Origin of the sequence: Hymenobacter sp. 5516J-16 (assembly GCF_022919335.1) — a bacterium.
GTDB classification, from domain to species: domain Bacteria; phylum Bacteroidota; class Bacteroidia; order Cytophagales; family Hymenobacteraceae; genus Hymenobacter; species Hymenobacter sublimis.
Genome location: NZ_CP095058.1, coordinates 3,621,114 through 3,633,377, shown reverse-complemented (window position 1 = coordinate 3,633,377; position 12,264 = coordinate 3,621,114). Strand labels below are relative to the sequence as shown.

Sequence of the window (12,264 nt, the reverse complement as noted above, 5' to 3'; positions counted from 1 at the left end):
TTTTACACTAGCTTAGCCAGTCGGTAGGCGGCTACAATTGCGTCAGTTTCTGCGCCTCGGCCTCCGAAACGTGGCCCCTATCTACCAAGAAGTTACGCACCAGCCCAAACGATTCCTCATCGAGGCCGGAGCTAGGGTGTTTCAGCAGAGTGCTCACCAAAAACTGCCGGTCTTCTTCCACGTGGGGGCTCAGCCCCAGAAAACCGGGCAAGTTGCTTTCCACACTCAGGCGCAAAAAACGAATTTCCGCATTGTTGGAGTCAAGCTTTACGGCTTGGTCGAACAGCTTACTGGCGTTCTGCACGTAAGTCAGCTTGTTGAACATGGAGGCGTCGCGGGCTCGAATGGCCTCGGCGGCAGCTTTATAGGCCAGCACCACGGCGTCCTGCTTGTCGTAGGCGGCCATGAGCTGGTAGAATTTCTCGCCGGCTTCCTTGCTGGTAGCGGCTTGCTGGTACTGCCGGCGCAGGTGGGCGACGGAATACGGGTTGGCTTCAGTTGACACGAGGGTGGAGAAGGTCAGAAGGAAAGAAAGAAATAGGAATCGAATCAGCTTCACGCGGCGCAGAGTAAGTAGCCCAACAGAATAGCCAGCCGCTGCAAAGTTGCTCATAACATCCGGAGGTACGGGAGCAGCCCCTACACCCGCGCCAGTTGGTAGCGGAAGTAAGAACCGAGCAGCAGCAGCAGCTTGGTGTTGTTTGGTACGCGCACCCGCTCGCCAAGGATGCGTTCAGCCGGCAACTGCCGGATCTTGTGGAAGAGCTTGAGATAGTACACGTAGGCTAGATACACGCCCATGCGGGCCGCCCGCGGAAGCTGCACAATGCCGGCATAGCCAGCCTCAAAATCGGCCCGAATATCAGCTTCAATCGTTCGTTTCACGTCATCAGTGAATCGCTCGTACTGCACGCCGGGGAAGTATACCCGGCCCCGCTCCTGGTAGTCGGAGCGAATGTCGCGCAGGAAATTAATTTTTTGGAAGGCCGAGCCCAGCCGGCGCGCCGACTCGCGTAAGCGGGCAAACATGGCCTCGTCGCCTTCGCAGAAGATGCGCAAGCACATCAGCCCTACTACCTCCGCCGAGCCGTAGATATATTTTTCGTACAAGGACTGGTTGTAGCTTCGGTCGTCTAGGTCCATCTCCATGCTATAGAGAAAGGCCTCAATAAATTCTCGGTCGATGCCGTACTGGTGCACTACGTCCTGAAAGGCGTGCAGCACCGGGTTCAGGCTGATGCGCAGGTCTAGAGCCTCATAGGTCTGACGCTTAAAATCCTGAAACAGCGCCGCTTTATCGTGCTCATGAAATGTATCCACGATTTCGTCGGCCCAGCGCACAAAACCATACACGGAGTATACTGGCAAGTGAAACCGCCGGTCGAGCGTACGAATGCCCAGCGTAAAGGAGGTACTGTAGCGCTTGGTTATCAGCTTGCTACACGCCCGGCTGGTTTCGGTAAAGAGGGCAACGTGGTCCAACGCAGAGATGATGAGGAATGAAGAATGAGGAACGAAGAGCCGGGTTCAGAATTTACAACTGAGAAGTGCCGAATAAGCTACTATGCCACACGCACAGACTAGTACTTATTCCTCACTTCCTCAGTGAAAACTCTTTCTCCACTTCCTTGGCCACCACCTGACCCGAAATTAGGGAGGGCGGCACTCCCGGGCCCGGCACCGTAAGCTGGCCCGTAAAATACAGATTGCTGACCTTTTTACTTTTCAGGGCAGGCTTCAGAATAGCCGTCTGTCGCAGGGTGTTGGCCAGGCCGTAGGCGTTGCCTTTGTAGCTATTGTAGTCCTGCCCAAAATCCTGATGGGCGTAGCTGCGCTTAAACACCACCGCGTCGCGGATACTGGTGCCGCAGTGGCGCTCCAGGCGTTCCATAATCAGGTGGTAGTAGTGCTCCCGGGTGGCCTCAGGGTCGGGCAGGTTGGGGGCTACCGGAATCAGTAAAAACAAGTTCTCGCAGCCCTCTGGTGCCACCGAGGGGTCTGTTTGCGTGGGGGCCGACACGTAGAACAGCGGGCGGCTGGGCCACTTCGGGTCCTCGTAGATTTCCTCAGCGTGCAGGCTAAAGTCCTCGTCGAAAAACAAGTTGTGGTGGCGCAGCTTGGGTAGGCGCTTGCTTACGCCCACATAAAACAGCAACGAGGACGGAGCCATTGTGCGCGAGTCCCAGTACTTTTCGTCGTAGTGGCGCCACTCAGGGCTAGCAGGTGCTGCTCGGCGTGGTGGTAGTCGGCGCCGGCTACTACCACATCAGCCGGGCGGAAACCGGTGGCGGTTTGCACGCCAGTAGCCCGGCCGCGCTCCACTACAATTTGCTGCACCGGCACGTTGTACTCGATGCTGACGCCCTGCTCCTGGGCCAGTTGCACCATGCCTTCCACAATTTTGTGCATGCCGCCCAGAGGGTACCAGGTGCCCAGGGCCAAGTCGGCATAATTCATGAGCGAGTACAAGGCCGGGGTATTTTCAGAGGTGGCTCCCAGGAATAGCACCGGAAACTCTACCAACTCCAGCAGGCGCGGGTCTTTAAAAAACTTGCGCACGTGCTTGTGCATGCTTTGCAGCAGGTCCAGGCGCATGGCGTCCACTGCTAGGCGCGGGTCCATGAACTCCAGTAGGGAGCGGCCAGGCATGTGCACGAATTTGCCAATGCCAACCTCGTACTTATACGCTGCCTGCCGCAGAAACTTATCCAGGCGGACCGCGCTACCCGGTTCGTAGCGTTCAAATAAGGCCCGCAGCTCCGGCATCAGGGCCGGAATGTCCACGGCCTCCGCCCCTTTGAAGATGACCTGATAAGAAGGGTCCAGGCGCACGAGTTGGTAGTAGTCAGACACTTTTTTGCCGAAGCGGGCAAAGTACTGCTCAAAAATATCGGGCATCCAGTACCAGCTAGGCCCCATATCAAAGGTGAAACCCTGGGCCTGAAACACGCGCGCCCGGCCGCCCGGTCCCTCATTTTTTTCCAGCAGGGTAACCTGGTAGCCGCGCTGGGCCAAGGAAGTAGCCGCGGCCAGCCCGGCAAAGCCCGCCCCAATAACAAGAACGTGTTTGGTGGAAGTAGCAGTAGTCAAATGAGCAGAGTTGGGTAGGGTGAAGCGCGAGGATAACGAGGCGGGCGGCACCAAGCGGCGCCCCAAGGTACATACTGCCGAGCGAGGCTGATGTTTCAGCGAGTGGCCATAAAACAGACGGGCCGCGAACCACGCCGCCAAAAGCTAACGTCGTCCGCGGCCCGCGATACGCCCGGGCGGGTCTGTACTCTCTCCCTATTCCCTACACGCCGGGGCGTATGTCTTCAACGCCTGCTTCAGTTCTTTGCGGGCGATGTGAATACGGTTTTTAACGGTTCCAATCGGAATCTGCAGCTTTTCCGCAATTTCCAGGTACTTGTAACCGATGTAATACATCATGAACGGAGTCCGGTAATCGGCGGAAAGACCGGCAATAGCTTCGTTGATATCTGTTACTACGAAATCGGAGGTGGCTCCGTTGTGCGTAATGTAGTTTTCGTCGGTATTAAAGTACTGGAAGTACTCTGTGCTGTCAATATTGCTATTGCGCTTGGTAATCTTGTTGTAGTTGTTGATGAAGGTGTTGCGCATGATGGTGTACAACCAGGCCTTCAAGTTGGTGCCCGCTTTGAACTTGTCCTTGTTCAGCAGCGCTTTGAGCAAAGTTTCCTGCACTAGGTCTTTGGCATCATCGGCGTCGCGGGTCAGGTTCATCGCCACGGGCTTTAGAGAGTAAGAAATCTTCTGTACTTGGTTGGTGAATTCCAAAGAGGTCATACTGTTTAGCTTTTCGTGGCAAAAAGTTAAACAAATATACGAGTGGATCGGAAAGTAGTCCGTACCTACATAGATTTATTTTTCCTGCTACCCCGGCTCTGCTGCAAAAACGCTTAATTCAAACTACAACATATTGATTATAAATATATTATAGCCAAAATTATTTCCGTTAACCTTAAGATTTTCTCTACCCGGCCCTCCTCTAAAAACCTACGAAAAACGCCCGGCCGCCGGATGCTATTCCTACGGCCGGGCGAGGGCTTTGTTGAACAAGTGTACGTTACGCTTTTATGAAGCCTGGACGGGTAGCTGCACCTCTTTGTCGCAGGCGCAGGCACATATTCCTTCGGCCAGCGCCATGAAATCAGTGATTAGGCGCAGCCGCACGGCATTCGTTGGCATATGGAAGGGCAGCTGCGCCAACGGGCCGTACAGAAATAGGGTAATATCTGGGCAGGTTCGGCTTAGCTCATTCACAAAATCCTGTACCTCATCTCGTTCCGGCACGGCGGTCAGCACCGTGAGGGCTGCGTACGGCTGGTAGGAGTTACACACAGCCTTGAGTTCCTGCACGGGCAAGTTTTGCCCCAGATACAACACGTGGTGCCCTCGGGCCCGCAGGATATAGTTCATGAACAGCAGGGCCAGCTCGTGCATTTCCCCTTCCGGCAGAAACAGTATCCACCGCCGCGCGGCAGCTGGCTGCACGGGCGCTAGCCCGTCGGTAGCCGCCAGCAGCTTCTGGCGCAACAGGTTGGTTACCAAGTGCTCCTGGGCCGGATTTACTGTGCCCGTTTGCCACATCACGCCAATGCGCTGCAGAAAGGGATAGGCGACGTGCAAAATGGCCTGCTCGAAGCCACTGCGCTTAATAGCCTCATTAAGTAGCCGGGTGAGCTGGAGCTCGTTCATTTCCAGCATGGCCGCCAGCAGCCCATTTACCTGCTGACAGTAGTTGTGCGAGGCGTCGTCGCAGGAAATAACGGCCTTGGCCAGCTCCGACTCCGTCATTTTGGCCACCTGCGAAATGCGGTAGCCTCGGTTGCATAACGTGGCAACATTAAGCAGGCGCCGTAGGTCGTCGTCGCAGTACGTACGGATATTGGTAGCGGTACGCACCGGCCGCAGAATGCCGTAGCGCTGCTCCCAAATGCGGATGGTGTGCGCCTTGACGCCGGATAGCTGCTCTAGGTCGCTGATTGAAAAATGTGCCACGGTACGGTTCTCCCTCTCAACTAATTATTTAGACCGCCGCGTCGGGCCGCTGTCGCAGCACCCGCGTGGGAGCTGGTTTGCGCAGGGCTAAAGCAAAATATTTCGGCGACACCCACAGCAGACCAAACTCCTCGGAGCCAGTACGGCCCGTGGTTTTATGATGAATTTTGTGGGCCATGTTCAGGGCCCGCAGGTAGGTATTGCGCGATTTGCGCCAGAACCGCAGCCGCCCGTGGATGAGCACATCGTGCACGAAAAAGTACAGGGTGCCGTAAGCTGCGATACCTACCCCCATCCAAAAGCGAAAATCCTTGGCATCGGAGCCGTAGATAATCAGCAGCATGGAAAGGGAACCATAAAAAAGAAAAAAGAAGTCGTTGCGCTCAAACCGGTGCGGGTGGCGCACGTGGTGGGAGCGGTGCAAAAACCAGAGCGGCCCATGCAGCACAAAGCGGTGCATGAACCACGCAACGAATTCCATTCCTAAAAAGGTAGCCGTCGTGACGGCTACGGCTGCCAGCGTTGTCATAGGGCTCAAACCGCCGGGATGTTGAGAAGTTTGAAAAACTAGAAAGAAGAAAGTTACTACTCTTCCCTGACTCTGCTGGTTTGCCGCCGCCGGAAAAAACCAGTTCCCCGAAAACAGCACCAGCCGCGCCCACGGGCGCAGCTGGTATGGTTAGGTAGCATGGGGGTAGTAACCGGCAGGGCTTTAATTATCCCAGCTGATTTTTTCTTTGGCTAGAAAGGCGGCAATGCCGCGGCGGCAGTCGTCGGAGCCGCGGGCCTCGGCGTTCAGGCGGGCGGCGTAACGGAGGCTGTCTTCCAGGGGCATTTCCGGAATGCGGGCCAGCATTTCCTTGGTAGTTTCCATGCTCTGGGTTGAATTCTCAACGCACAAGCGACGGGCAAAACGGTAGACGTTATCGGCTAGCTCTGTTTTGGGCACCAGGAAGTTGACTAGGCCAAACTCTAGGGCTACCTGGGCCGTGATGACGTCGCCGGTGAGCAGGAGTTGCTTGGTGCGAGCCTCCCCTATTTTGCGCAGCAGAAACACGCTTACAATGGCGGGCAGAAAGCCGATTTTCACCTCGGTGTAGCCAAACTTCGCTTCGGGTACGGTAAAAGCAAAGTCGCAGATGGTAGCCAGCCCGCAGCCCCCAGCCAAAGCGTGACCCTGCACCTGCCCGATTATCACCTTTTTGAGGGTGTACATCTGGTGGAACAGCTGCATGAGGTGGGTAGAGTCGGCCAGGTTGTCGGTGTAGCCGAAACCCTGTAGCTCCTGAATGTAAGCCAAGTCGGCCCCGGCGCAGAATACGTCGCCTTCCGCCCGCAGCACAATGACCTTGCAGGCTTCGTCGTCCTCGGCAAACTCAAAGGCCTGCTTGAGCTCCGTAACCATGTCGGCGCTGAGGGCATTGCGCTTTTCCGGACGGTTGAGCGTGATGTAGCCAATGGAATCCTGAGCTTCGTACCGAATAAAGCGCAGGTCTTCCAATTCCTGAGTGGGCATGTTTTCCATATTCAGGGACGTTGCAGAGCAGTGAGAAGAAAACTGAGGCAGGCTGCCAGGGCTTACCAGCAGAACCAAGAGAGTAAAGGCGCCAGGGCCAAACGTAGCGAAAATGCTGCTACGAATACATGCTATAGCGCAAGGAGCACCCCACAAGTTGCGGCCTACCTGGCAGCTGCCCCCACCTAGTCCCGGACCCGAACGGTAAACGCACCGCGCGCAGTTACATCATAGGTCTGAAAACCAGCACGATGCAGCATTGAATCTTGCTGAGCCACGTACCAACTTTTGCACGAGGAATCGAATATAATTGGCGCAGCCGTTCCAAATATACTGGCCAGGGTAGCAGGCGTTACGCGGGCATTGCGGCGGAGCACAATAGCCTCCAGTCCCGGCAGGGGCGCCCGGGCTTCACTGAGGCGGCCACTTACGAAGGCCACTTGCACCCCACGCCAGGCCGTCAGGGTTAGGCCCGGCTCCAACACCCGTGCGGGCACGGGACAGCCCCGCCAGCCGGGGCGGTGGTGTACCTGTTGGGCCTCGCGCTGAATGCTGCCGGGCACAATGCGGTAGGTGCGCTCCGTTTCCGTAAGCGGCACCGAGTCGAGGGTTACTACCTCGGCGGCTGCGCCCTGCCAGAAACCCACTACCGAGCGGCGCGGAATGCTGTACACAATCAGGCGCGCATCGGGTGCCAGCTGGTAGGCGGCCCACACCCGGCTGCTTTCCAGCACCCCGAGCAGGGTGCAGGCCACGCCCAGCCAAGGCAGGCGGCGCAACTGAAGGAACAGCAGCGCGGCTAGGATGATGGCAAACATCAGCCACGCCTGCGGGGCCGTCACGTGAATACCAGAAATTAGGGCGCCCGGCAGCAAACGGCCAATGCCGAAAATGTACTCGTTGAAAAGCCAGATCATCTCTTCAAACACCGCCGCCACTAGCCGCGGCAGCCAGTCCAGCACGGCCGCGGCCTGCACTGAGCCTACCCCTACCAGGGCCACAACCCCTTTCAGCGCCAGCAGCACCAAGCCCACGTACACGGCCCCGCTTGAAATAGGCACGGCCACCAGATTGGAGGCCAAAAAGCTGAGTGGGAACTGGTGAAAATAGAACAGCCCCAGCGGCAACGTGGCCACCTGCGCCGCCAACGACAAAGCCGTGGCCTGCCAACCGTATTCCAGTCCCACGCCCAGCCACTTCCAGCCTTTCCGCACGACTGTTGGCTGCCAGGGCCGCTGCTTTCCGAGGAAAAAGGCCTTGGGGTGCAGTAGCCGGCCGATGCGCGGCTGCAGGTACACAATGCTGAGCACGGCCAGAAACGAAAGCTGAAAGCCAACGTCGCACAGCAAGTAGGGGTCATAGCACAACAGGCAGAAAGCTGCCACGGCCAGCAGATTGTACATGGACGTTTGCCGGCCGCTGGCTCGCCCCAGAATCAGAAAGGAAAACATAACCGCCGCCCGCAGCACCGACGCCGATAGCCCCGTCAGAAACGCGTAGCTCCAGATAATGGCCAGCCCCAGCATGGCACTCACTACTCGAAACCAGGGGCCCCGCCGCCCCGGCAATCGGCCCAGCAGCCACGTAACAGCCCCAAACAGTAGCCCCACCTGCAACCCCGACACGGCCATGATGTGGGTAGTGCCAGTGTTGGCGTAGGCTTGCTTGGTCTGCTGATCTACCTCGTCTTTAATCCCGAGCACCAGCGCCGAGGCCAGGGCATATTCCCGCTTGGCGTGCACGTACTGCCGAAATACTCCGTCCAGCACCCGGGCGGCGCGCATGGCAATAGCCCGCAACCAGTTCGGCGGAGCGGTGGCAATCTGCTGATACTGATCAGCATGGATAAACTGCTGATGGTATACCTGATGATACTCCAGGTAGCGGCGGTAGTCAAACTCGCCTGGGTTCAGGGCGGCTTGCTGGGCGCCGGCGCTCCGCGCACTAGCCATACGTCGCCGTACTGCGGGGCCGTTACGGCGGCTTCGCGCGGCACACTCACCCGGATGCCTCCGCGGGCCGGGCGCCACTGCCCGCCCACACGCACCGCCGAAACGCGCACGGTGGTAGCATAAGTAGCGGGCCGTACCACGGTATAGTCATCAACCACCCCTCGGTAAAACTCTATGCCGCTCCCGAACCGGTACAGGTGGTCGGGGGCCCGGCTTTCTGTGGCCTGCTGGGTGAGGGCCGCTCCGGCTACATACACGGCCAGTACAGCCAGCAAGCCGGCGGCATCTGTAGCCGTAGCCTCTCTCTGGCGGGTGGCCCACGCTTGCACTACCCCGAACAATACCACCAGCAACCCCACAAAGGGCAGCAGCTCCGGCAGGGTTTCGCCCCAATATAAGTAGGTTAGAATACCCGCCATTAAGGGCAGGGTTAGCCGTACGAAGGCGTTGGGCGCCCATTTGATTTCCATAAAGCACGCGAAATACTGGTAATTGCTAATGTGGTAGTACCTCAGCACTACGGGGGCCAAAATGAGGAAAATAAGCTAGACAGCAAAAGCCCCTTGCTTTCCAGTGGAAGGCAAGGGCTACGTAAGGGGTAGCGTGCTGTAGGCTACGTCAGCTTCATTTTATAATGCTCAATGTCGGCCTCCACAAACTTCTCTCCTACCTTCTCAAACCCGTGCCGTTCGTAGAAGCGCACGGCAGGAAGTTGGGCGTTCAGGTACACCAGCGCCTCCGGATGGCTGGCGCGCACATCCCGAACCACGGCGGCCAACAGCGCGGCTCCTACCTGCTGGTTGCGGTAGGCCTCCAGCACCGCAAAGCGCTCCAGCTTCACTCCTACCTCCGTGACGCGCCACCGGGCGGCCCCGCAGGGCGTGCCTTCGGCCGTGCGGGCCAGGTAGTGCGTGGCGTCGGTGCGGTCATGGGAGTCGTGCTCTAGCTCAGCGGGCACGTTCTGCCCCAGCACAAACACCGTATGACGAATGGCCAGCGCGTCGTTGAGGCTGGGGTCTTGCGGGGAGGCAATGCGGGCTACCTGTATCACGGGAAAGCAGATTGATGGGAAATGCAGCGTACGGAGCACAACTGCTTACGGGCGCGAAAATACGAAACCACTGGTGCCTTTGCCCCTACCCGACCTAAAACAGAAGGGCCGCCCAGTGGGCGGCCCTTCTGTTTTCTGGTTTCCTAGGCCGCGTGCCGGCCTAGCAGGTTGCTTACTGCTCCTGGTTTACCGGTAGCTCGCGGGTGCCGTCGTCTTCGCGGCGGGCGTCGGGGTGCTTACCCGGGTCCTGGTGGGCAACTTCGTCTTGACGCCGACGGTAGGACGGCTGGTACTCGCGCACCGGGCGGTTGGCCTGGTCCTTCTGCTGCTGCACATCAAACTTGTCGTAAGCCTGCACAATTTGCTTCACCAGCCGGTGGCGCACCACGTCTTCCGAAGTCATTTCCACGAAGCCAATGTCGCGCACATCGCGCAGGATGTCCAGGGCCTGAATCAGCCCAGACTTCTGCTTGGTAGGCAAGTCAATTTGGCTCCGGTCACCGTTCACCATCACTTTAGCGTTCGGGCCCATGCGGGTCAGAAACATCTTGAGCTGGCTGGGGTAGTGTTCTGGGCCTCATCCAGGAGCACAAAGGCATTGTTCAGCGTCCGGCCGCGCATGTAGGCCAGGGGCGCAATTTCAATGGTTTTGTTTTCGAGGTAGAACTTAAACTTCTCGGGCGGCAGCATGTCCTCCAGTGCGTCATAAATCGGGCGCAGGTAGGGGTCTACCTTCTCCTTCATATCACCGGGCAAGAAGCCCAGGCTCTCGCCAGCTTCTACCACCGGGCGGGAAATGATAATTTTCTTGACCTCTTTGTTTTTAAGCGCCCGCACGGCCAGCGCCACCGAAATATAGGTTTTACCCGTTCCGGCCGGCCCTAGCGCAAACACTAAGTCGTTCTTGAGTACGGCATCTACAAGGCGCTGCTGGTTGGCGGTCTTGGCTTTGATGACGCCGCCCTTGGCCCCAAACAGAATCACGTCGGGAGAAGCGGCCAGCATCCGGTCCTGCTGGTCCTCGTCGGCCGAGGTCAGGTACTGGCTGACGGTTTTGTCGGTAATCTGGCCGTACTGGTGGTAGTGCTCCAGCAGGGCCGACAGGATTTCGTTGATGCGGCTGATTACGGCCGTTTGGCCCTGAATCTTGATTTCGTTGCCGCGTGAGATGATTTTACTGCCAGGAAAGGCCGCGGCCAGCTGACGGATATTTTGGTTATCGGGTCCGAGGAACTCAACCAGGGACACATTTTCGAGCGTGATGACTTTCTCGACCAATCTGGAGGGAATTTAAGGGCGGAAGGAGAAGAAAAGAGCGGGTGGGCGGGGCCCACGAAGCCTTCTGCAAGGGGTAACAGCAAAAACCTATGAATCGTTGCTGCTCCCGATTCGCGGCAAAACGCCTACTTTTGCCGCCCCCGCAGGGGGCCTGGCAATAGTACGAATAACTCCGAATTTCCGGTCATGGGCTTGATTACGTTTCTGTCTGACTTTGGATACCGCGACCATTACGTGGCCGCCGTCAAGGCGCGGATTCTACAGTTGGCCCCCGAGGTGCCGGTGCTGGACATCACGCACGGCATTGAGCCCTTCAATATTGCCCACGCCATGCACGTGCTCAGCTCTGTGTACCAGGATTTTCCGGTGGGCACAGTGCACCTGGTGGGCGTCAACGACATTGGCTCGCCCCGCGCCGCCTGGCACGCCGCCCGCTTCCGGGGTCACTATTTCGTGTCGGCCAATAACGGACTGCTACCCCTGCTCTGCGATGGGCAGCCCGAAGAGCTGGTAGCCTTGGGCGTGGGTCACCCCATCACGGCCTCCCCACCCGCGACCTGCTGGCTCCCGCGGCCGTGCGGCTGGCTCAAGGCGAAGCGCTCGGCTCCCTGGGCCCAGCCGCTACCGACGTGTACCAGCTCCTGAACCGGCAGCTGCGCCTGCAAGACAACCGCATTACCGGGCACGTGGTGCACGTGGATCATTACGGCAACCTTGTCACGGACATCACGCGCACGGCAGTGGAGGTTATTGGGCGCAACCGCTCGTTTACCATCCATTTCGCCCGCGAAACCGTGCGCGAAATTGCCCCGCACTTCCAGGCCATTGCTCCGGGTGAAGCGGTCTGCATTTTCAACAGCTGCGACCAGCTCTGCATTGGCATTAACCAAGGCAACGCCTCGGAGCTGCTGGGGTTGCACTTCGATTCGCAGGTAGATATTCGTTTCCCTCTCGACACCGTCTAGCCCGCCGAAGGTGCACAAATACTACTCGTAAAGCCTAGAAACAAAGATTATATTCTTATTTATTTATTATGTTAAGTTATTACTGCCACAATGACACCGGCTTTGTTTCTTTTCATTTTGCTACCTAACGGCCTTCTTTCCCTATGCTGATTCGTATTGTGCGCATGACTTTCACGCCGGAAGCAGTGCCGGAATTTCTGCAGATTTTTCGGGACTCAGAGCTCTTGATTCGGCAGATGCCTGGGTGCCGGTTTCTGGAGTTGTGGCAGGACGCGGAGCAGCCGAACGTCTTCTGCACGCATAGTCACTGGGATTCTGCCGATGCGCTAAATGCCTACCGAGGCTCCGAACTATTTGGCCAGGTATGGCCGGCCACCAAGCGCCTTTTTGCCGCCGCGCCCGTCGCCTTTTCGGTACACCGCGTAGATACGGACAGCTTACCCATGGACATGGCATAGAAAGCGGACTACTTCCTGTGTA

The 12,264-nt window shown here is 57.8% G+C and carries 12 protein-coding genes and 2 pseudogenes; 3 read left to right on the top strand and 11 right to left on the bottom strand.

Features of this window, described 5'->3' with window-relative positions; all coding sequences use genetic code 11:
- Positions 1-31: 31 nt before the first annotated feature.
- The 11 genes and pseudogenes from MUN84_RS18045 to MUN84_RS17995 all read right to left on the bottom strand — a co-directional run bounded on the left by MUN84_RS18045 (position 32) and on the right by MUN84_RS17995 (position 10,819).
- A complete protein-coding gene (locus tag MUN84_RS18045; protein WP_244695371.1) occupies positions 32-613 on the bottom strand; it encodes a hypothetical protein in 582 nt (193 codons plus the stop codon).
- A 26-nt stretch (positions 614-639) separates the two neighbouring features.
- Positions 640-1,482 carry a phytoene/squalene synthase family protein gene (locus MUN84_RS18040; RefSeq protein WP_244695370.1) on the bottom strand — a complete coding sequence of 281 codons (843 nt, stop codon included), beginning with the start codon at positions 1,480-1,482 and terminating at the stop codon, positions 640-642.
- Between the two features lie 112 nt (positions 1,483-1,594).
- Positions 1,595-3,090 (bottom strand): annotated as a pseudogene (locus MUN84_RS18035) (phytoene desaturase family protein).
- 195 nt (positions 3,091-3,285) lie between these two features.
- The gene (locus tag MUN84_RS18030) at positions 3,286-3,807 is read right to left on the bottom strand and encodes an RNA polymerase sigma factor (protein ID WP_244695369.1); all 522 of its coding nucleotides are present in this window, start codon (positions 3,805-3,807) and stop codon (positions 3,286-3,288) included.
- 288 nt (positions 3,808-4,095) lie between these two features.
- The gene (locus tag MUN84_RS18025; RefSeq protein WP_244695368.1) at positions 4,096-5,022 is read right to left on the bottom strand and encodes a MerR family transcriptional regulator; all 927 of its coding nucleotides are present in this window, start codon (positions 5,020-5,022) and stop codon (positions 4,096-4,098) included.
- 28 nt (positions 5,023-5,050) lie between these two features.
- The gene (locus tag MUN84_RS18020; RefSeq protein WP_244695367.1) at positions 5,051-5,551 is read right to left on the bottom strand and encodes a sterol desaturase family protein; all 501 of its coding nucleotides are present in this window, start codon (positions 5,549-5,551) and stop codon (positions 5,051-5,053) included.
- A 183-nt stretch (positions 5,552-5,734) separates the two neighbouring features.
- Entirely contained in the window at positions 5,735-6,547 is an 813-nt protein-coding gene (locus tag MUN84_RS18015) for an enoyl-CoA hydratase/isomerase family protein (protein ID WP_244695366.1), read from the bottom strand.
- Between the two features lie 176 nt (positions 6,548-6,723).
- Entirely contained in the window at positions 6,724-8,490 is a 1,767-nt protein-coding gene (locus MUN84_RS18010) for a ComEC/Rec2 family competence protein (protein WP_244695365.1), read from the bottom strand.
- Positions 8,448-9,020 (bottom strand): DUF4131 domain-containing protein, encoded by a 573-nt coding sequence (locus MUN84_RS18005; protein WP_244695364.1) that lies wholly within the window; start codon positions 9,018-9,020, stop codon positions 8,448-8,450. Before MUN84_RS18005 ends, MUN84_RS18010 begins: the two co-directional genes overlap by 43 nt.
- Before the next feature lie 83 nt (positions 9,021-9,103).
- The gene (locus MUN84_RS18000) at positions 9,104-9,541 is read right to left on the bottom strand and encodes a GNAT family N-acetyltransferase (protein WP_311136880.1); all 438 of its coding nucleotides are present in this window, start codon (positions 9,539-9,541) and stop codon (positions 9,104-9,106) included.
- Positions 9,542-9,713: 172 nt separating this feature from the next.
- A pseudogene (locus tag MUN84_RS17995) lies at positions 9,714-10,819 on the bottom strand (PhoH family protein).
- Between the two features lie 192 nt (positions 10,820-11,011).
- On the opposite strand from MUN84_RS17995, the gene MUN84_RS23210 reads away from it, so the two are divergent.
- The 3 genes from MUN84_RS23210 to MUN84_RS17985 all read left to right on the top strand — a co-directional run bounded on the left by MUN84_RS23210 (position 11,012) and on the right by MUN84_RS17985 (position 12,242).
- Positions 11,012-11,464, top strand: a complete 453-nt coding sequence (locus tag MUN84_RS23210; protein WP_262920569.1) for an SAM-dependent chlorinase/fluorinase — start codon at positions 11,012-11,014, stop codon at positions 11,462-11,464.
- Positions 11,449-11,784, top strand: a complete 336-nt coding sequence (locus MUN84_RS23205) for an SAM hydroxide adenosyltransferase (protein ID WP_317239000.1) — start codon at positions 11,449-11,451, stop codon at positions 11,782-11,784. Before MUN84_RS23210 ends, MUN84_RS23205 begins: the two co-directional genes overlap by 16 nt.
- A gap of 143 nt (positions 11,785-11,927) precedes the next feature.
- Positions 11,928-12,242, top strand: a complete 315-nt coding sequence (locus MUN84_RS17985; RefSeq protein ID WP_244695363.1) for a putative quinol monooxygenase — start codon at positions 11,928-11,930, stop codon at positions 12,240-12,242.
- Positions 12,243-12,264 lie beyond the last annotated feature (22 nt).